The organism is Pseudomonadota bacterium (assembly GCA_030859565.1).
Classification (GTDB): domain Bacteria; phylum Pseudomonadota; class Gammaproteobacteria; order JACCXJ01; family JACCXJ01; genus USCg-Taylor.
The window spans coordinates 1-20,836 of record JALZJW010000029.1 but is presented as its reverse complement, the minus strand read 5'-3'; the positions used below and the strand labels follow the sequence as shown (position 1 = coordinate 20,836).

Annotated in this window: 18 protein-coding genes and 1 pseudogene; 10 read left to right on the top strand and 9 right to left on the bottom strand. The window is 59.6% G+C overall.

Annotated elements, in window-relative coordinates:
- Window positions 1-165 precede the first annotated feature (165 nt).
- Window positions 166-1,821, top strand: coding sequence for a HAMP domain-containing histidine kinase (locus M3436_06325; protein ID MDQ3563754.1), 1,656 nt, complete (start codon window positions 166-168; stop codon window positions 1,819-1,821).
- On the opposite strand, the gene M3436_06320 is transcribed toward M3436_06325, so the two are convergent.
- From M3436_06320 to M3436_06305, 4 genes are all read right to left on the bottom strand, one after another.
- A complete protein-coding gene (locus M3436_06320) occupies window positions 1,818-2,519 on the bottom strand; it encodes a protein phosphatase CheZ (GenBank protein MDQ3563753.1) in 702 nt (233 codons plus the stop codon). The two genes, M3436_06325 and M3436_06320, sit on opposite strands and share 4 nt — an antisense overlap.
- 61 nt (window positions 2,520-2,580) lie before the next feature.
- The gene (locus M3436_06315) at window positions 2,581-2,961 is read right to left on the bottom strand and encodes a chemotaxis response regulator CheY (GenBank protein ID MDQ3563752.1); all 381 of its coding nucleotides are present in this window, start codon (window positions 2,959-2,961) and stop codon (window positions 2,581-2,583) included.
- Between the two features lie 45 nt (window positions 2,962-3,006).
- Window positions 3,007-3,750, bottom strand: a complete 744-nt coding sequence (locus tag M3436_06310) for an RNA polymerase sigma factor FliA (protein ID MDQ3563751.1) — start codon at window positions 3,748-3,750, stop codon at window positions 3,007-3,009.
- Complete coding sequence (locus tag M3436_06305; GenBank protein MDQ3563750.1) at window positions 3,747-4,631, bottom strand: MinD/ParA family protein; 885 nt, start codon at window positions 4,629-4,631, stop codon at window positions 3,747-3,749. The genes M3436_06310 and M3436_06305 overlap by 4 nt, the downstream gene beginning before the upstream one ends.
- A 542-nt stretch (window positions 4,632-5,173) precedes the next feature.
- On the opposite strand from M3436_06305, the gene M3436_06300 reads away from it, so the two are divergent.
- The 9 genes and pseudogenes from M3436_06300 (at window position 5,174) to M3436_06260 (ending at window position 13,438) form a co-directional block, all read left to right on the top strand.
- Window positions 5,174-5,545: a response regulator gene (locus tag M3436_06300; protein MDQ3563749.1), complete on the top strand. Its 372-nt coding sequence runs from the start codon at window positions 5,174-5,176 to the stop codon at window positions 5,543-5,545.
- A 113-nt stretch (window positions 5,546-5,658) separates the two neighbouring features.
- Entirely contained in the window at window positions 5,659-7,767 is a 2,109-nt protein-coding gene (locus M3436_06295; GenBank protein MDQ3563748.1) for a chemotaxis protein CheA, read from the top strand.
- Window positions 7,768-7,776: 9 nt separating this feature from the next.
- Window positions 7,777-8,289, top strand: coding sequence for a chemotaxis protein CheW (locus M3436_06290; GenBank protein ID MDQ3563747.1), 513 nt, complete (start codon window positions 7,777-7,779; stop codon window positions 8,287-8,289).
- Window positions 8,290-8,593: 304 nt separating this feature from the next.
- Window positions 8,594-9,451: pseudogene (locus M3436_06285) on the top strand (methyl-accepting chemotaxis protein).
- A 292-nt stretch (window positions 9,452-9,743) separates the two neighbouring features.
- Window positions 9,744-10,259, top strand: coding sequence for an STAS domain-containing protein (locus M3436_06280; GenBank protein ID MDQ3563746.1), 516 nt, complete (start codon window positions 9,744-9,746; stop codon window positions 10,257-10,259).
- 24 nt (window positions 10,260-10,283) lie between these two features.
- Entirely contained in the window at window positions 10,284-10,832 is a 549-nt protein-coding gene (locus tag M3436_06275; GenBank protein ID MDQ3563745.1) for a hypothetical protein, read from the top strand.
- Between the two features lie 11 nt (window positions 10,833-10,843).
- Entirely contained in the window at window positions 10,844-11,698 is an 855-nt protein-coding gene (locus tag M3436_06270) for a protein-glutamate O-methyltransferase CheR (protein MDQ3563744.1), read from the top strand.
- Between the two features lies 1 nt (window position 11,699).
- Window positions 11,700-12,365: a chemoreceptor glutamine deamidase CheD gene (gene cheD / locus M3436_06265; protein ID MDQ3563743.1), complete on the top strand. Its 666-nt coding sequence runs from the start codon at window positions 11,700-11,702 to the stop codon at window positions 12,363-12,365.
- Complete coding sequence (locus tag M3436_06260) at window positions 12,362-13,438, top strand: chemotaxis response regulator protein-glutamate methylesterase (GenBank protein ID MDQ3563742.1); 1,077 nt, start codon at window positions 12,362-12,364, stop codon at window positions 13,436-13,438. The genes cheD and M3436_06260 overlap by 4 nt, the downstream gene beginning before the upstream one ends.
- A 67-nt stretch (window positions 13,439-13,505) precedes the next feature.
- On the opposite strand, the gene M3436_06255 is transcribed toward M3436_06260, so the two are convergent.
- From M3436_06255 to M3436_06235, 5 genes are all read right to left on the bottom strand, one after another.
- A complete protein-coding gene (locus tag M3436_06255; protein ID MDQ3563741.1) occupies window positions 13,506-14,495 on the bottom strand; it encodes a hypothetical protein in 990 nt (329 codons plus the stop codon).
- 50 nt (window positions 14,496-14,545) lie between these two features.
- Window positions 14,546-16,669 carry a diguanylate cyclase gene (locus tag M3436_06250; protein ID MDQ3563740.1) on the bottom strand — a complete coding sequence of 708 codons (2,124 nt, stop codon included), beginning with the start codon at window positions 16,667-16,669 and terminating at the stop codon, window positions 14,546-14,548.
- Between the two features lie 13 nt (window positions 16,670-16,682).
- Entirely contained in the window at window positions 16,683-17,939 is a 1,257-nt protein-coding gene (locus M3436_06245) for an OprO/OprP family phosphate-selective porin (protein MDQ3563739.1), read from the bottom strand.
- Window positions 17,940-17,947: 8 nt separating this feature from the next.
- Window positions 17,948-18,406, bottom strand: a complete 459-nt coding sequence (locus M3436_06240) for a hypothetical protein (GenBank protein MDQ3563738.1) — start codon at window positions 18,404-18,406, stop codon at window positions 17,948-17,950.
- A gap of 202 nt (window positions 18,407-18,608) precedes the next feature.
- Entirely contained in the window at window positions 18,609-20,648 is a 2,040-nt protein-coding gene (locus M3436_06235; protein MDQ3563737.1) for an ABC transporter ATP-binding protein, read from the bottom strand.
- Between the last annotated feature and the right edge of the window lie 188 nt (window positions 20,649-20,836).

Below are 20,836 nucleotides of genomic sequence, written 5' to 3'. Positions count from 1 at the left end.
CCTGGATTCCCGCCTCCGCGGGAATGACGGAAATTTTGGACTCCCTCCTTAAGTAAGTGCCATTCACCCTATAATTCTATTCTACCCCTGACGCCGCGCGAATTTCACGTGCCCGCATTCCCAAGACATGTCTCTCGCAAGAACGAGTACCGCATTCTCTCGACGATGCTGTTTCTACTCCATCTCGCCGTGTGGTGGGATTTCGGCAGCTCGAAATCGCGCTCGCTGTTATTGGCGCATGCGGGGGTTTTCCTTATTTGGCAGCCGTTCTGGCGGCTAGAAAAGCGGTTTGATCTAAAAAACACGGTGCTGTTTTCGCTGGTCTCGATCGGTTTGGCGTATTGGTTGGATCGCTGGATATTTTTCTGTTGGTTCGTAGTGCTGATCGGGCTAATGAGCGGACTTCCAGGCTATCGCCGTTCCGGCCGCCTGGTTTATATGCCTATCTTGTTTTTCCTCGTGTCCGATCTGCTCATTGGCTGCGTTCCTCACCTTTTTCGCGTTGAAGCACTGCCGCCTGCCGTGACGACGATGTTTCAATACGGCTTGCTCGCCGTACCCGCATGGGTGTTTATGGCGCCCCCCGATCCGGGAGGCGATGCACCTTCGTATTCCGTCGATCTATTGAGGGCCATCACCGCGTCATTGATAACAGCCATGCTTGCGGTTGCGAGCATAGCGATTACCTACCATCGGGGAGTCGATTATCCTGTCGCCTTGTTTCAATCCTTGCTCGGATTGGCGCTTTTTCTTTTTATCATCAGTTGGCTCTTGTCCCCACGGATGGGATTCATCGGTTTGGCCCAATTGTGGGAGCGTTCGCTGATGAATATCGGCACTCCTTTCGAGCAATGGCTGGCGGAACTGGCGACATTAGCGGATCAGCAGCAGTCCCCGGACCAATTTTTCGAGGTGTCAATTAACAAACTCATCCGCTTACCGTGGTTTAAAGGCGCCGCTTGGGTAACTAAGACGGCGAGCGCCGAGATCGGGCGTGTGTCGGAGCATAGCACGACGTTTAGGGCCGGCGACGTGAGCGTCATTTTGTATGCGCGCCGGCCGATGGGGCCGGGCTTATTGCTACATTGCAAGCTGTTGGTGGAGGTGTTGGTCCAGTTTCACCTTGCGAAACTCCGCGAGCTGGATCTCGCGAATCGTACTCACCTCCAGGCTATTTATGAAACTGGGGCGCGCGTCGCGCACGATATTAAGAATCTTCTGCAGTCGCTGTATACGCTGACAAGTGCCCTGAAGCTCGATGATAACGACGATGAACAAGCCGTACCCGCGCAGCCGCGGACAACACTGATTCTAAAAAAGCAACTGCCGCTTATCATTCAGCGCCTGCAGCGCGCGCTTGACAAGCTTCAAACGCCTGAGAAGGCGGGTGTGAAGCACGTCGATGTGGCGGACTGGTGGCACCAAGCAACCGCCCGCCATGGGCACAACGGCGTTCAGTTTCGAGCAACAATCAGCACGCATACGGCGATCCCAGCCGATTTGTTCGATAGCGTGATCGACAACTTGCTGGAAAACGCCTACGTCAAACGACGTGCGGAAACTGGCATAGAGATCACAGTGATTCTTCAATCGGAGGCGGAGGGTGTTTGTCTGAGGGTGTGCGATCAGGGTAGCGCCATTGCTACAGCCCGAGCCAATGAACTTTTTAAGCAGCCTGTATTATCATATAGTGGACTGGGTATCGGCCTTTACCAAGCCGGTCAGCAAGCGGCACTCTCCGGATACACGCTTGCGCTGAGTGAAAACAAGCCTGGCCAGGTATGTTTCTCGCTGTCCGCCAAGCCTACAGCCTGGAGCTAAAAGCCAAGGCTCGAAAGCAATGAATCCACTTCGTCTTGAGTTGAAACCTTGCTTTCCTCGCCCGCCATGCTGGACGCGGGTCCTGCGGCATGTAAGCCGTTGCTTTTTTTAACACGAGCCTTGCGCCGCGTGCTCGATATTCGGATCAGATCCACTAAACTACGCTCGACTTCTTGTACGACTTCAATGACGCGACGTATGACTTGCCCGGTAAGGTCCTGGAAATCCTGTGCCATTAAGATTTCGGAGAGATTCTTGTGCAGTTTCTGTGAGTCGGCTTTGACCTTAACGATGAAATCCGTGAACGGATGATCGCCTGCACCGGCGATATCGAATTGCGTCGTTTCGCGCGTCTGGCGGCGATGAAGATCTAGGATCTTATCCGCGTTGATCGCCATGGTGTCTACGATGGGCAGCAACTCTTCAACGGCGTTAAGGGTTCGATGCGCTGCTTCCTCGGTCTTTGTGATAACGGCGTTTAGCCGCTCTTTGGCGTCAGGGATGTCAGTCTTGGTAATTCCGATCAAGCGCGCGTCAAGCCTTATAGTGAGCATTGCATTGTGCAACCCGCGCGTGAGTTTACCGATCTCGACGAACAGATTGGCCTCGCGGCTCGCGGCGATCCTCTCCAAGATCCCATTCGCCTTTACATCGTTGCCCTGTTCGAGCGCGGTTACAAGGCTACGTGCCTTACTCAAAAGCGCCTTATTGTTCACGGCGTAGTTTCTTTCCAGTACGCTGTCGAATTGGTTTTAGGCCTTAACGCGTCCCCCATATTTTCTCAATCTTTTCTTTTAGCGTATCCGCCGTGAAGGGTTTTACGATATAGCCGTTGACGCCGACCTGCGCCGCCTCAACAACCTGATCGCGCTTGGATTCGGCGGTGACCATGAGCACCGGCAAAGCGCTTAGATGCGTGTCTGACCGAATCGCTTTCAGTAGATGAAGGCCGCTCATGCCAGGCATGTTCCAATCGGTGATCACGAAGTCAAAACGGCCGCTTTGGAGCAACGGTAGCGCGCAATTACCGTCATTCGCCTCATGGGTGTTCGAAAACCCAAGCTCTCGCAATAGCGTCTTAATGATGCGCCTCATCGTAGAAAAGTCATCTACTATCAGAATTTTCATGTCTTTGTTCATGCATACCTCCTAACGCACCGCGCCGACGATCGCGGCTCCTAAAATCTACTCGTCGTTAAGGCACTCACTCATTCGAGCTCTCAACCTGATCAATGCCTGAGCGTGAATTTGACAGACGCGTGATTCACTTACGCCCAACACTTCCCCAACCTCTCTTAGATTGAGTTCATCGTCGTAATAGAGAGACATGACTAAGCGTTCTCTCTCAGGCAGGCCAGTGATCGCGTTCGCCAGTGCTTGCAGGAAATCTTGGTTCTCCGCGTATTCATGTGGTATCGGAAATTTCTGCGTCAAACCTTCCGTCGTCCCCTCCACTCTCAATGGCACGTCTTCGAAGCTGAATACCTTGTGCGCTGTGGCATCATGGAGGATCTGATAGTATTCATCGAGCGTAATGCCTAGACGCTCGGCCACCTCCGAGTCGCGCGCATCACGCCCTTGCTCTGCTTCAATTTCTTGTACGGCTTTGGCCACCTGTCGAGCCTTGCGGTGCAGCGAGCGGGGGGCCCAGTCGCCTTTACGGATTTCGTCGAGCATCGAGCCACGGATACGGATCCCGGCGTAGGTCTCGAAGCTTGCTCCTTGCGTAGGATCGTAATTTCGCGAAGCTTCCAGCAAGCCGATCATTCCCGCTTGGATCAGATCATCGATTTGCACGCTGGGCGGCAGTCGACTAATGAGGTGATGCGCAATCCGTTTAACGAGCGGGGCGTACCGCGTTATTAGATCATCAGCATATGGCTGGCTGGCGCGTGCTTGAGCGGTTTTCCGGGATGCCAATTGGTTCATGTCCTGCCTCCCCCGGCCGCCTGGCCAGACTGAATAAGTCGTTCAACAAAAAACTCGAGTTTGCCGCTTGCCGCTGTCGGCGCGGGCCATTTATTGGATTGGATGGCAATATTCTTGAATGCCGCCGCGGTGGCGCTTTCTGGATGCGCCTCATAGAGAGCGCGCCGGTGGAGAGCCAGGTTGGTGATGCGATGGTCGTATGGGACCGTACCGATGAGGTCAAGAGCGACGTCGAGGAACTGTTCCGTGATAACTACCAGCTTTTGGAAAAGCACCTGTCCTTCTTGGGCGCTGGGCGCCATGTTCATGAGTACCCGAAACCGGAATAGCCCGTAATCGTTATTTAATATCTTGATAATCGCGTAGGCGTCCGCTACCGAGCTAGGATCATTACAGACAACGATAATGACCTCTTGGGATGCCGTACAAAATCGTATGACGTTATCGGATAACCCAGTGGCTGTATCAATAATCAGTATATCGGTGATGTGAGCGAGCGCGCTGAATGCGTTGACCAGCCCGGCATGTTCGGTGGCGCTCAACGCCGTCATACGTCTGATCCCGGAGGAAGCTGGAATGACGTTAATTCCGTAGGGGCCGCGCAGCACAATATCCTCAATGCCGCAGCTACCCTCGATGACATGCGATAGGTTTAACACCGGTTTAAGATCCAGCAGAACATCGACGTTGGCCAATCCGAGGTCAGCGTCGAGCAGGGTCACGGCCTTCCCGAGGGCGGCAAAAGCGAGGCCCAGGTTGATGGCGACGGTGGTTTTACCCACGCCGCCCTTGCCACTGGTTATAGCCAGGACGCGGATCGGGGATCGATTTCCGGGCCGCGGCGTGTGGCGTAGCACGGAACTAGGCTGCGCCGAAACCATCGCGCATCTCGCCGCGTGATTGCCGTTGATCACATACTTTGTTCAGTCCTTTGAGCATTTGATTTTATAAACAAGGTTCGACAAGGATACCCTCTCAGGGCATTGACTCGGCGGAACGAAGCAAAGAGTGATCCAGTAAACTGTTGCCTGGCATGGCAGGCGTTTCTTCCATAGAGACCAATAAGTTAGTAAACCATAAGGGCGCGCAGGCCCGAGTCAGGCGCGTTCGTGAGCTTGACGGGTCGCGCGTTAATCTCGTTTCATTCGCCAGAATTTCGACGAAGGTACGTAGGCCGCGGATCCCTTCTCGCGGCGCGGTCGCCACACCGTCCGTGCCGGAGTGGATTGGGGACTGCGGGGAGCCGCTTAGCCCACCCTATGAGAACGGCAAATCACCTGGCAAATGTCTGATGTCTTTGGAACGGCACACGGGTGCATAAGATTTAGGCTATTAAAGTAATTTTCCGTAATAACGATAATCGAGATGCCTAAAGGCGGGGTGCTCCGTATTAATCGCGTCATAGCGCGTGGAGAAAATCAAGATGGCAACGGTGTTAACGATCTTGGCGGTCGATGACTCGCGTTCCGTGCGTGACATGGTGTCGTTCACCTTGAGAAACGCCGGCTTTGACGTCATCGAGGCCGTCGACGGTGTAGACGCATTGAATCGGGCGCAGAGCGGTAACGTCAACCTTGTATTGACCGACATCAACATGCCCAATATGGACGGAATCGCGCTCATCAAGGAGTTGCGCAAGCTACCCGGATACCGGTTCACCCCCATCCTGACGCTGACCACGGAATCGTCTACAGAAAAGAAGGCGGAAGGTAAAGTGGCAGGCGCCACGGGCTGGATGGTGAAACCGTTTAATCCCGATCAACTCATCGCCACTATCAGACGGGTGATCGCCTAGCGCGTGTGCCTTCGGGCGCGCTCGCGGCAAATACGGCATACGGCACGGCGGGACCAGCAAGCTAATCAGCAGCGAGCCTCGAGCGTCAAAATAGCGGGGCCAGGGAACTCTTTATGCCGGTAGATTTATCCCAGTTTCACCAAACCTTTTTTGAAGAGAGCTTCGAGGGACTCGGAGTGATGGAGTCCGGGCTCCTAGCCTTGATCCCCGGGAATGCCGATCCTGAATCGATTAACACGCTCTTTCGGGTAGCGCACTCGATAAAGGGTGGTAGTAGCATGTTTGGGTTCACCGCGATAACCGAATTTACCCATGTCATGGAAACCCTGTTGGATAAGGTAAGGTCAGAGGAGTGTCCGGTCACGCAAGGTAGCGTCGATTTACTCCTACGATCCGTCGACTTCCTACGCAACATGCTTGCGGCGGTGAGGGACAACACAGACCACGACGCCGAACGCGGCGGCAGGCTCCGGGAGCAATTGGAAGAGATGATCGAGAACGGCAATCGCGTCACGGCGAGCCCCATTCCTAGAAAAACCGAAGCTGCCGACGCCGGCGATGTCGCGCGCGGGTGGCGCGTCATGTTTCGCCCCCATCGGCACCTATTGACGACCGGGAATGACCCGCTGCCGATGCTCAGGGAGCTGTCCTTACTCGGGGATCTAGATGTGTCGATCGATGTCTCGAAGCTTCCGCGCTTCCAGGATCTTGACCCCGAGGCGTGTTTCCTCGGCTGGGATCTCATGCTGCACGGGGCGATACCGCGTGCGCAGATCGCGGAAATATTTGAGTGGGTAGAGAGCGACTGTGACCTCGAAATAACACCGATTGCTCGGAATACTTTGCAGGCGAATACCCGACCCACCGGCAAGGTTGTTCCGATTCAATCCGCGGATTCTAATTCCGAGGTTAATCGGCTCACCACCTCGGCAGTTGGGCCAGCGCCGAGCGCGGACGAAGGTAATACCGTAGTGGAGCGTAGGAAAAATCCATCGGCGGGGCATGCATCTTCAATCCGTGTCAACATCGAAAAGATCGATGCGCTTATCAACATCGTGGGTGAGCTCGTAATCACGCAGTCGACGCTGAGCCAGATCGGTGAGGACTTCGCGGCCAGCAAGATCGATAAGCTCCGCGATGGTCTGATCCGTTTGGCCCGTAACACGCGCGAGCTCCAAGAGAGCGTGCTCAGGATTCGCATGCTGCCGATCAGCTTCTCGTTTAATCGTTTCCCGCGTCTCGTGCGTGATCTGAGCCAGCAGCTTTGCAAGAAGATCGATCTCACGGTCTCGGGCGAGCAAACCGAGATCGACAAGACGGTCCTCGAAAAGCTCAGCGACCCGCTCGTGCATCTCGTCAGGAACTCACTCGATCATGGAATAGAACTCCCCGAGGTACGCAAGGCGCGCCGCAAAGACGAGACAGGTCACTTGCATCTCCACGCTTATCACGAAGGCGGAAACATCGTGATCGAGGTCGCGGACGACGGCGCGGGGCTCAACAAAGCGAAGATCCTGCAACGCGCGCGTGAGCACGGGATTATCGGCGCGCACGAGGCGCTCGCGGAGGATAAAATCCACGAGCTTATCTTCCAGCCTGGATTCTCGACTGCCGATATGATCACGGACATCTCGGGCCGCGGGGTCGGCATGGACGTCGTCAGACGCAATATCAAGGATCTCGGTGGGAGCATCGAAATCAAATCCGAAGAAGGCCTGGGATCGACCTTTACGATCCGCTTGCCGCTTACGCTGGCGATCCTCGATGGTCAACTGGTTCGGATCGGGCGGCACATTTATATCATCCCGCTGGTCTCGATCGTGGAATCACTCCAAGTCGCTCCGAAGTGCGTCAGCCGGATCACCGGTAAGGGGGAGATCTACAAGCTGCGCACGGAATACTTGCCGATTATTAGGCTTTATGAGGTGTTCAACGTGGTTCCCGATAGCCTGCAGATCGAGAGCGGGATCCTGGTGGTCGTCGAGGGCGATGGCCAACGCGCGGGTATCTATATCGATGAGCTGCTCGGGCAACAGCAGGTCGTTCTCAAGAGTGTGGAGACGAACTATACACGTGTGCAGGGTATTTCCGGGGCAACGATACTCGGCGATAGCACGGTGGCGTTGATCCTCGATGTCCCAGGGGTGGTGGAGTTGTCCAGGAGCCGCGTACCGGTCGGATTTAGAACCGATCCCCGTGAAGCGGTGTTAAGTGCCGCATAGGAGCGAAGCATGAATCTAGAGCAACAGTTAAACGAGACGACCCAGCCTGTGCCTACAGCAGCGAGTCAATATTTGACCTTTATCCTCGCCGGAACGGAATACGGCGTGGATATCCTCCGTGTGCAGGAGATCAAGGGCTGGGATACGGCCACGGAGATCCCCAACACGCCGGAGTACATTCGCGGCATCATCAATCTCCGTGGCACCATCGTGCCCATCGTCGATCTGCGGAAAAAGTTTCATATGGAAGCGGTCGCGTATGGTAATACCACCGTGGTGGTGGTGCTCAAGGTCAAGGGCGCGGGCGGGGAACGTACCATGGGATTCGTCGTGGACGCCGTGTCAGATGTCTACAATGTAACGGTTGACCAGATCAAGGCGGCGCCCGATTTCGGCGCCTCGGTGAGCACCGAATTCGTTAAAGGGCTCGCCGCAGTCGGGGACAAAATGGTGATTCTGCTCGAAATCGACCAATTGGTCGATACCGGCGTCGCGATGGCTGAACATGCCGCTACCCATTAATTAATAAGGCGGATCCCAAACCCGCGGTGATACCTAGAAGTCGTATAAGCCGGTTCGATCCGGAGAGGACATGATCATGAGACTGAAATTCTACGATGAATTAGCCTTTGGGAAGAAGCTATTTATCCTGGCGGTGTTGTTCGCGTTGCCCTCGCTTTATTTTCTGTACGATCAAGCGTCGGGTCAGCACTATACCGTCGCCGGCGGCATCGCTTTCTGCCTGGCCCTGGGCGCGTGGCTGTATTTCCACCTGATCGATATCTTCGTCAGGCCCTTCGAAGGCGCGATCCGGATCCTGGAGAAAGTCGCGAACGGCCAGCTTGACAATGAATTTCCCGTCGACACCCGTGACGAGGTCGGTTGGCTCCTGCATACCATCAAGACCACGCAGAAGGGCTTGGCGGCGTTGGCGGTGGAGGCGCGCTCGGTGGCCCATGCCGTCCAGAAGGGTTCTCAGGAGATCGCCCAGGGTAATACCGATCTGTCCCAGCGCATTGAAGAGCAGGCCGCCAGCCTCGAAGAGACGGCATCCAGCACGGAAGAGCTTACCAGCACGGTGCGCCAGAATGCCGATAATGCCCAACAAGCGAACCGGCTCGCGGTCAGCGCGCGCGAGCACGCGGAGAAAGGCGGGGAGGTGGTCGGCAAAGCCGTGGCGGCGATGAGCGAGATCAATACCGCCGCGAAGCGGATCGCCGACATCATTGGGGTGATTGATGAGATCGCCTTTCAGACCAACCTGCTGGCCCTGAACGCGGCGGTGGAAGCGGCGCGCGCCGGCGAGCAGGGACGCGGGTTCGCGGTGGTGGCCGGCGAGGTCCGCAACCTAGCGCAACGAAGCGCTGGCGCCGCCAAGGAAATCAAGAGCCTCATCCAGGACAGCGTCAGAAAGGTGGAGGAAGGCGCGCGGCTGGTGGACGCCTCTGGGTCGACGCTCGCGGAGATCGTGACCTGGGTGAAGAAGGTCTCGGCCATCATCGCCGATATCGCGGCGGCCAGCCGGGAACAGTCGGCGGGGATCGAGCAGGTGAACAAGGGCATCATGCAAATGGACCAGGTGACGCAACAGGATGCGGCATTCGTGGAGGAGATGGCGTCCGCGAGCCAGTCCATGAACGAGCAAGCGGTACACCTCATCCAGGCGATTCAGTCTTTCAAACTCAAGGACGATCACGCGGCGCAAGCGGTGTCGATGCCGGCGCCCAAGGAAAGAAAGTCCTTAGGGCCCGTGGCCGAGCGGCGTCAATTTCGCCGGCCGTGGAGTGCCGGGAAAAACGAGGCCATGCAAGGGCGGACCGCGGAGAAGAGTGCGGTCAAGCGGGTCGCGGTAGCGCAAGGGAATGCCGAGGGCGGCTGGGAGGAATTTTGACCGTGGTTATTGCTAACAGCTCGGATTAAACCGTGGTCCGAGACCTGACTTCGGCCGCAACGATTCATTGCGAGGGGACGACACCGTGGCGAGAAAGAGGAAGCGTGAGGTTGCAGGATATGAAAGCACCGTCAAGGAGACGTTCGCGGCGGAACAAATCGCGCCGCGCACGGAGGCCCTCGCGGCGGATCGCCTAGCCGCGGGATGCGAATCTCCGGAAGGCCCGCGAACGTACCCGGACCGTCCGCGCAAGCCGAAGCGCGGCCCGCCGCCCGGAGAGGCGCACAACGACACGCTAGCCTCCGCCCCGGCCAGGCCCGTGAATCCGATCCTCGATCTGGGCGAGAGACTCACGATCGCAAAGGCAGGCGAGATCAAGGAACGCCTGGCGGCGTTTCTGCGAGTTCCGGCGGCGTTTTTGGTCGTGGACGGCGCGCGGGTCGCTGCCGTGGATACCGCGGGCTTGCAGTTGCTGACGGTTTTTTGTCATGAGATGCACGAGCGGGGGATCGAGGTGCTGTGGCGAGAAGCAAGCGCGACCTTGCGGCAGGGCGCCGCGACCTTAGGTTTAGTGGAACGCTTGCGGTTACATGAGCTTTAGGAAACCTTCGCCTGCGAGGGGCGCTTGGTAGCGAACCGCGAAGCGCCCAATCCCGGCTCGAGCGATGTGCGCGAGTCCGTCAGTCTACTCCATGTTGCCGTTGCGCAGATCGATGTGACGATGCACGAGGGTGATGCTTCGGTCGCGGTTTTGTCGGGAGCCTTGTCGTCGATCGCCGCCGGCCTCAAGAGCATTGAACAGTGCGCGCAGAAGAGTCCTTCCGCCGGGGAGCCCGCCCAAAAGGGGAACGTGTCGGCATCATGCTCAACTCTGGCTAAAAAGGTCGAAGCAGCGATCATGGCGATCCAGTTCTATGATGCCATGACGCAGAAGCTTACGCACATCTCGGAAAACCTTCGGGTGCTCGCCGATTTTATTGCGGACCCAGGCCGGGTCCGCCTCCCATGCGAATGGCACGACTTGCGGCAGCGGACCCGTGCGCGGTTCACGATGGAGAGCGAGCGGCGGGTATTCGATGCGCTGATGCGCGGGATGCCGATGGAGGAGGCCGTACGCGCGGCCAAACCGGAAGGCGCTGAACCACCGCCCGCGGGCGCTATCGATCTGTTCTGAGCAGCACCAAGATGAATGCACATCCCGCGGCGACCAAGCTGGAGCGGGAGTTCGCGTTCAACGACAAGCATTTCGAGCTGTTACGCGGATGCGTGCGCGAGCACACCGGGATTACGCTCTCCGATGCCAAGCGGGAGCTGGTCTATGGCCGCTTGTCGCGCAGGCTCCGCAACCTCGGGATCGATAATTTTGACGCCTATTGCTCGCTCATTACCGCGGGCGATAAAGACGAGATCGCTCACTTCGTCAATGCCATCACCACCAACCTCACCGCCTTCTTTCGCGAGTCGCATCACTTCGATCACTTGGCCGCGCTCCTGCCGCGCTTAATCGAGAAGAACCAGAGCACGCGGCGGCTGCGCATCTGGTCGGCGGGCTGTTCGACCGGGGAGGAAGCGTATTCGATCGCCATCACGGTACGAGAAACGATTGGCCATCCACCCGGCTGGGATGTGAAGATCCTGGCGACGGATATCGATTCCAATGTCCTCACGGCAGCCGCGAACGGGGTTTATCACCCGCAGCGGGCGGACGGGTTGTCCCGGGAGCGTTTGAGCCGTTGGTTTCTGCGCGGCAAGGGGAAGAATGCGGGGATGCTGCGGGTGGTCCCCGATCTTCAGGATCTCATCTCCTTCCGGCAGCTTAATCTCATGCGGCCGTGGCCGCTCCGCGGCCCTTTCGATGTTCTCTTTTGCCGCAACGTCGTCATCTACTTCGGCAAGGAGACCCAACGGATGCTGTTTAACCGCTTCGCCGACGTGCTGGCGCCGGACGGGACTCTTTTCATCGGTCACTCGGAGTCCTTGTTCAAAGTCAGCGAGCGTTACAAGCTCTTGGGCAAGACGGCTCACCAAAGGATCATGTGATATGCAACGATTCACACCGGGTAATAGTCGCTGGCTGCCCGCCGCGCTGCCTGGATTTGCGCACATTAACCGCTACTGGGACAGATCGCGCGACCGGTTCGCCGCCAAGATCCTGCCCGGCGAATACTATGTCACACGCAATGCAGAGCTGATCGCCACCGTCCTCGGATCATGTATCTCGGCCTGCATCCGCTGCCGTTCGACCGCGATCGGCGGCATGAACCATTTCATGTTGCCCCAGGGCCGCGCGGATGGCGACGGCACGTGGGCCGACACGGCGGTCAACGCGGCGACGCGATACGGCAATTATGCGATGGAGCACATGATTAACGACCTCTTGAAAAACGGGGCAAGCCGTAAATACCTCGAAGTCAAGATCGTCGGCGGCGGCCGCGTCTTGAAACAGATGAGCGATGTGGGAGAGCAGAACATCGAATTTGTCAGAGCCTATTTGCAGGCGGAAGGTCTCACCGTCAGCGCCGAGGACGTCGGCGATATCTATCCGCGCAAGGTGTACTACGATCCCCGCAGCGGCAAGGTGTCCGTGAAAAAACTACGCTCGCTGCACAACGATACCATCTTCGAGCGGGAGAACCAGTATCGGAGTCATATTGAAATCGCTCCGGTGGGCGGTGACGTTGAGTTGTTTTATGGGGCGATTCGATGAGCAAGATACGGGTGGTGGTGGTCGATGACTCGGCGGTGGTGCGCAAGGTCTTAGCCGCAATCCTAAACTCGGACACAGGCATCGAGGTCGTCGGCGTGGCCTGCGATCCCTATCTGGCGCGTGACAAGATCAAAAAGCTCGATCCGGATGTCATCACCCTCGACGTGGAAATGCCGCGCATGGACGGGGTCACGTTTCTCAGAAATCTCATGCGCCTGCGGCCCATGCCGGTGGTGATGGTATCCTCGCTTACCAAAGGAGGGGCGGAGATCACGCTCGAGGCAATGGAGGCCGGGGCGGTGGATTTCGTCACCAAGCCATCGCTGGATCTCACTGATCCGCTCGCGAACTACGGGGAAGATTTGATCGAAAAGGTTAAGACCGCCGCGGTCGCCCGGGTCCGGCGTTATACCCGAGACGTTGCCTTGCCCGAGGTCGCGCCAAAGTACAGCGCCGACGCGGTATTGCTAAAAAAACCGGCAAGGAGGCCTTTCAAGACCGGCGAGAAAATTATCGCGATCGGGGCCTCAACCGGCGGCACCGAGGCCATCAAGGAGATCCTTGCCGAGATGCCGGCCGATGCTCCGGCCATCGTCGTTGCGCAACATATTCCCGAAGCGTTCAGCGGTCCGTTCGCGCAGCGGATGAACAGGATCTCGGCTATGACCGTACTTGAAGCCGAGGACGGTCAGCGGATCGTGCCGGGCCACGCCTACATTGCTCCAGGCAGCCACCATCTCCTGGTGCAGCGGGACGGGGCGCGCTATGTGTGCCGTTTGCACGACGGCCCGGCCGTCAACCGGCATCGGCCTTCGGTCGATGTGCTTTTCCGCTCGGTGGCGCAGCAGGTGGGTGCTAATGCGGTGGGTGTGATCTTAACGGGGATGGGAATGGACGGCGCGCTGGGGTTGAAGGAATTGCGCGACAGCGGAGCGCCGACGCTCGCCCAAGATGAGAACACCTCCGTGGTCTGGGGCATGCCAAGCGAGGCGGTAAAGCTCGGTGGTGTCGATCATATCCTGCCGTTACAGCATATCGGTGCCGAGACATTGCGGTTGGTTAAGCAACTTTGATGCATGGAGCGCGGGCGTTGCGTCCGTCCGAAGTGCCAGCGAATACGCAGACAAAAGGGAAACGTTTCTACTGGTTAACGCCCCACCCTGCGGCTCGAGGTTCAGGGAGACCCATCGGTCCGCTTGCATATGTTTGGCGGTAGCGGCCAGACTCGTATGACCAGTCGAGGTTGCCGCGCATCCAGTCGCGCAGGCCGGCGATGAACCGCTGAACCACACCGTCGATTGTGGGGCCGAAGCTCGGTAGCCGGGCTTCCAGGGCTATAAAACGCTTGACCTCGCGCTCGATGAGCCGCGCTACCCGGTCCACCGCCGCCTGGAGGGGGATATCCTCCTGGTTCTGGAGGATCAGCGCGAGGTTGTGCATGTCCTGGTGGGCGAGTTCCTTCGCACAGGAGAACAGGTCGTTGCACCACAAGACGACGTCGCTGGTGATCAGCATGAGCCGCTGAAAGCACGGGTGCTTACGCACCACGAGTGGAAGGGTATCGCCCTCGGTCACATCGATGAAATCGAGAACGATATACATGGCGCCCGCGTAAGGACGCATCCGGATATAGGTTGCCGCGTCCGGCCACGTCTCGAGCTCGCGGTTCTTGGCCTCCCAGACCGACGCCTCGAAATACTCGGCGATACTCACGGCGAAACGGTCCATCCATGCCCGCGACATGAGGGCCTCGATGCGGCCGCGGAGATCGTATAAAGCGTAGATCAGGGCCACATCCGGCCGGTCAGGCCGGGGGCGTGACAGTGTACGCAGGTTTTCAGGCCCTTTGCCCGAAAGCACCTCCAGGCACTGGGCTTGCAGCGCGGCCAGGCGTTCCGGCCGTTTGCCGATCTCCGCCTCATCGCACTCGTCATCCAGCATGAAAACCCAGGTGAACCAGTCCGTGATGATGGCAAGCGGGTCGCGGGGAGAACGGGGATAGGTCCGCGCGGCCAGACTGCCAACCATTGCGTCCTGAAGGCGGGCGATGGCCGCCTCGCCCTTCACCAAGCCGAACCGCCGCGCCCACGCGAGGGTATGCTCGCGTACGGCCTCGCGATGGGGGTTCACGGCTGAAGGGAACGGGCAGAAAATCGTGGGGAGAGTTATGTCTTCAATGGTCATAGCGATTGTTTCGACACGTTTTCATCGCGGCGCGGGTAGTCAGCGAAGACCCGGGCGCGCCCGCGTCCCGCCCGCTTTGCCTGGTACATCGCCTGGTCGGCGTTGGCCATGATTTCCTCGGCACTGCTCCCGTGGTGGGGCAGGAGCGCGATGCCGATGCTGGCTCCGATGCGGTAACTCGTGTTGCCGTAGACGAAAGGGGCCTCCGCCAGGCGCTCGTTGAACTGGCGCGCGAAGGTCTCGGCGCCTGAAGCGTCGGTGTTCGGGAGGAGCACGGCGAATTCGTCACCGCCAATGCGGGCCACGACGTCCGATTTCCGGGCGCGCGAGTTTAACTCCTCGCCGATCATGCGCAACAGCGCGTCTCCGCCGGCATGGCCGCTGGTGTCATTAATCTCCTTAAAGTGATCTAGGTCGAATAGCAGGAGCGACCCCGTGACCCGGGTACGGGCCACCTCGTCATAGGTGCGGGTGAGATCCTCGAGGAAGCGATGGCGATTGCAGAGGCCAGTCACGGTATCGTGATTGGCGAGCCACCGCATCCGCGACTCCGCCTGCACCCGCTCGCTCACGTCGAGGCCGACCGAGACCACGGCCGCGTCGTCAGTGTGTTCGCCGTGCAGCCGCGTATGCACCCACATCACCTGGTGCCGGGTGCCATCCCGCCCCACGAGGTCGTGCTCGTGGTCGGCACGCCGCTGTCCCCTGGCGTAGAGATTGTCGAGCTTGCTCAACACCTCCTGATGCGCTTCAACATCCGCAATGAGATCTACGAAGCGCCTGCCCTGGAGCTTCACCGTGGAGAACCCCGTGACCTGGGCGGCAAATTTGTTGGCCATTTGGATGATTCCGTGGTGATTCTGCGTGACCACCAGCACCTGAGCGGCGTCCAGGACCCCTTGCATAAGATCGCGATCTTCGGCGAGCTCCCGGTTCTTCGCGGAAAGTGCCTGGCTAGCCTCCTCGAGCTGGTGCGAGAGCGTCAACGCCGTGTCGTACAAGAGGTCTATCTCGTCACGGAAGGATACGGCCTTTTGCTGTACCGCCAGCCGTTCGCGGGCCGCAAGGTGCTCCCCTTGCGCGAGCAGTGGCAGCGTTTGGGCGAACCACCGCAGACGCCCGCTCAGCACGCGAACCAGATAAAGAAGGAGCAACTCTCCCACCGCCAGCGCACCGGCCGCGGTGAACAGTCCCTGGCGGGTCGCGCGCTCGATCTCGGCCAGACGCGCGCTCACGTCCGAGATGAACAGGATGAAGCCCGGCTCGGCGGGGATGAATTCAGCCAGCGGGAAGCGCTGCACCTCGAAGCTAGCCCCGCGCGACTGTAACAACCGGCCGCCGTCCAAGTCAGTGGGGTCGGGGTACCGTGCGCTCAGCTTCTCCAAGAACGGGTTCAGCCGGTCCGCATCGGTCAGGGCTGGGACCGCGGATGCCCAGCGGCGCAGGAGGGCGCCGCTATTACCCGCGGCTGGCACGACAATGGCGATGTCCGTCCCGGTCAAGGCCCGGAACTCGATAACCAGATCCGCGATCGATTGGCCGAGCCCCATGACGCCGATGTCTTGCCCCCCGGCGAGGACCGGTACGAAGGCGTGCAAGAGGCAGAGCGGCTCGCACCACAAGAAAGTCGCCGGGCGTTCCTCGCTATGGACCTGCGCCAGCGCTGCCCGCAGCCGCTTCTCGGGCAGCTCCGGAGCCTCGGCCGGGGTCCACCGCCACAGCCGCTCCCCGCCGCGGGTATAGAACTCTATGCGTTGCACGTCCATCTCGTAACCGAGGCTCGCGAAACGCGTCTCCATCGCTGCCGCCGAATTTTTGCCGGGGTTGCCACGCTTGAATGTCGCGACCACGTTTTCCATCGACACGATCGTGCCGCCCAAACGTACCAACCGGTCCGAGATCCCGGCGAACAATCCCGACATCTGCCGGCGGAAGGACTGGACTTCGGCCTCTCGTTGCGCGTGGTACCGGTGCATTAGGTGGGAATCGCTCAGCCAGTAAAACGCGGCGCACAGAGCGGCCAACAGGCAGCTCATCCACAGAAAGGCCTTCCATTGCAGGCCGACGAAGCGTCGGTTCCGGCCTGAATTACCGCGGCTATCGATCGATGGTCCGCCCATCGCTTAGGAACGGCTAGAATCGGTACGAGAACATCAACGTGAACAGGTCCCAGTGCCCGTCGCTCACCTCGCGCACCCGGGCGGGGTCGTTGATGCCGGGGTTATCGATGGGTGACAGCCAGGCGGTGCCGTGGATATTGTGATATTCCGCGGCCACGAGCCAGTTCTGGGCGAATTCCCAGCGCAGACCGAAGGTCAAGTCCTTGGCGAAGAAGCGGTGCCGGGGCAGCCCGAAGCCCCGCGCCGTTGCGCTGCCGTCATGATCGTCGGCATTGGCAAACAGGGCGTCGTAGCGCGCGAACGCCGACCACTCGGGCGCGAACCGGTACTGGGCCTGCAGGTAATAGCTCTCGGCCGTGTTGTTCACCAAGAACTCACGGGCCACGGGGTCGGGCGGAAGGCCCGGGAAGATTCCGCTGCGGTCGATATTGAGTCGCACGTATTCCCCCGTGAAGCTCCATTTCTCCAGGTTGACCTGTGCCGACACGAGCGGCGCAAAAATCTTGACGGCTCCGGGCAAGAGATCGGGCGAATCGGGCTCGAATTCGGGGTCTAGGTCCACGACCGTAAACAGCAGGCGGAACCGGCCTTCCTGCCATTCGTAGCCCGCCCGGCCGATGAACAGGGGCCGCCCGCCCAGAGAGCCTCCCGGGGTCCCTGCGAGAAACTCGGCGGCGGTGTCCAGGTTCGGCTCTGAGACCAAAAATTCGGCAGTGAAGGTGTGGTCCCCCAAGCCCCAGCGTCCGTAGAGGATACCCCCATCCGAGGACAGCTCCGGTGAACGCAGCCCCAAGGAATCGAAATAAATAGACTGGGGCAAGAGCACGCTAGGCCGGGTCCATATGGCGTCGCGCGCCTCGCTATAGAGGCCAAAGGGGTTCTTCACGCGCCCGGCCCGGACGCCGAGCGTCACGCTCTCCCCGATCGGCAGGCTATAGTCGACGTTCGCGTAGTCGAGACGGAAGTCCTCCTCGTCCGAACCCGCGGTGTCGCGGTAGATGCCCTGCGCGGCGACAAGAAGATTCGGCCAGGGGTGTCCTAAGACGTTTATACCGAGCTCGTGGAACTCCAGGCTGCCCGCCCCCTGGCTGTTGCCGAAAAAGTTATTGGCCGAGGTGTAGGTGTAGCCCTGGCTCAGAAAACCGTGAATTTGCCAGTCGCCGAAACCGAGGTCAATAGCGCGCGCCCCCAGCGGGTGGCTTAACAGCGCGACGGCAAGGGCGGCCGCGGCGCCGGAATGGTATTGCGGGTTGACTATTGGAGTATACATGTGGTCGCCTATTCCTCTAAGTAACCGATACCGCCCGGTGCGGCTTCCACCCGGCTGCGCATTTCATCCACACCTTGCACCACCGCGGGAGGTACGCCGGTCCCCGAGTACACCATGCGGTCCCAGGTGGAGCGGAGTTGATAGGGATAGACGCCCAGTACCTCCTTCGTAAACCGGATGTGGAGTGCGTGCCGATCGGGCAAGACGAAAACCCGGACCGGCGTGCCGTCCGGCCACTTGGTCTGGCGCACGAAGAAGATCGCCCGCAACTGCTCGCGGTCGAGAGGCGGGTTGGAATAATTCGAGCCGGTGTACGGTCGTACGGTGGAGTCAGCGCTGGCCGGGCCCGCCGGCCAGAGCAGGAGCGGCAGGAGCACACCTAAAAGACAGCGCGCGAGTGCAGCCCGCCGCCCACGCCTCGCGTCGAAGCACGCGACACACTTTATTCGCAGATAGAAACCTGACATCTCCCCTCCCATGTCCCCGCGCAATCATAGTGTAGCACGGGGTTCGGTACTTAACCTGCGGAAACTGCGGTCGAATATCGTCTCCGCATGACGCGCTGAGACCCTTCCCCGGATATAATATCCCGTGACGTGCTGTGCCGAGACCTGGACCCATGTATATCATGGTACGCTGGGCCAGCGGCCGGGGAGGACTCCATCCGCGTCAGCTCGAAGCGATGTTTGCGGACGGCGCCGGGGCAGGGTACAAGAAGCAGTGGGCGTGATGAGACTGCGTGAACGCCGTGGCCGGCGGGTACTCACGCCGGCAAGGAGGAAAGGCCTTGGGACAGCGCGGATGAAAGTAGCATCCCGCGGGCGGGTCGGCGGGGGAGGGCAGTGTCCCGCCGAGGCGGACCGTTTCGCGTTGGGCCACTGTATCGATGTGCGGTACAGCCGCGAGCAGGGCTTGCGTATACGGATGCTTCGGGTTCTCCAAGACCTCATCGGCGCGGCCTTGTTCCACGATGCGTCCAAGGTACATCACCGCGACGTAATGGGCGAGATACTCGACGACGGCGATATTATGGGTAATGAAAAGATAGGAGAGCTTAAGCCGGTCTTGCAGGTCTTTGAGCAGGTTCAGGATCTGCGCCTGCACGGAGACGTCGAGCGCGCTCGTTGGTTCATCGCAGACGATGAGCTTGGGTTCCACCGCTAGGGCCCGCGCGATGCAAATCCGCTGGCGCTGCCCGCCCGAGAACTCGTGAGGATAGCGGTGTTTGGCGTCGGGATGGAGTCCGACTTGTTGCAGTAGCTCATCGATACGCCGCTCGCGCACTCGGCCGCCGGTGTTCTGGGCGAGCATGCCTTCTTCGATGATCTCGGCGACAGTCATGCGCGGGTTCAGCGAGGCATAGGGATCCTGGAAAATGATCTGCATCTCCCGCCGCCGCCGCCGGAGCGCTTCCCCGCTGAGCGAGCGCAGGTCCTCGCCGTCGAAGCATAGGGCCCCCGAGGTGATGGGCGCCAGCCTCAGGATCCCTTTGCCCGCGGTGGTCTTCCCGCAGCCGGATTCGCCGACCAGTGCGAGCGTCGTGCCCCGCCCGATGCTGAGTGACACCCCGTCCACGGCACGCACATAACCCACGGTGCGGCGCATGAGCCCGCGCCGGATGGGGAAAAAGATCTTGAGATCGTTGACTGAAAGCATCGCCGGGCCGAGGTCCGAGAGGCCCTGTAAACCCGTGGCCGGCGCCCTCGCGGTCGCCATCGACGGGCGTTGATTGGGCGCGGATGCGGCCGTGTAAAGGAGGCAGCGAACCGTGCGCCCGCCGTCGATCGCCGCTAATGCTGGAACGGATTGACGGCACTCATCCCATGCGTATCCACAGCGCGGTGCGAAACGGCAGCCCGTGAAGCGTTGCGTTAACCGGGGCACGGCGCCGGCAATCACCGCCAGCTCCGTACCGCGCTTCGAGATTGCCGGAACGGAATTGAAGAGCTTCTGGGAATACGGGTGGGCGGGGGAATGAATAAACAACTCGCGATCGGCCTGCTCGACGATCTGCCCGGCATACATGACCGCGACACGGTCCGCGACCTGGGCGACGACACCGAGATCGTGCGTGATGAGCATAATCGCCATGCCCCCGTCTTTTTGTAGCGCCTTCAATAGATCGAGGATCTGCGCTTGAATGGTGACATCGAGCGCGGTCGTCGGTTCGTCTGCGATCAAGAGATCCGGGGCGGCGCTGATCGCGATGGCGATCATGACCCGCTGTTTCATGCCGCCCGACAACTGATGGGGGTAATCGCCTAAGCGCCGCTGCGGGTCCGGGATCCCCACGGCATCGAGTAATTCGAGCGCGCGCGCCTCGAGCGCCCGGCCGCGCAGTCGCCCGTGCCGCGCGAGTGTTTCGGTAATTTGCGCTCCCACGTTCATGACCGGATTGAGCGAGGTCTGGGGCTCTTGGAAAATCATGCTGATCCGTGCACCGCGGACAGCGCTCATCTCGGCCTCGGTGCGTTGCAGCAAATCCTGCCCGCGGAGCCGGATCCGGCCCGAGACGATGTGTCCGCCGGGAGGTAGCAATCTCAGGAGGGAGAGGGCCGTCATCGACTTACCGCATCCCGATTCACCGAGTAATACGAAAGTTTCGCCCTGATCGATGTGGAAATCGATGCCATCGACGGCGCGTACCGAACTCGGTCCGGCGCCGATCCAGGTGCGCAGGTCTGAAACTTCGAGCAGGTGGGGGGTCATGTGTCGAAGAGCGTCACGACCCGCTCGGGCGTCATCATCACTCCATGGACTCAGAGATTGTGAATAAATCTACTGCGCATCCCGATCGCAGCGTCGCGTGCTCGCTCGCTCCTCGCCTATCGAGTTGATATGTCTCGTCGCTCGCTCCGCGGCTCCTGGCGCTCGGGGCTGCTCGTGACGATTTATTC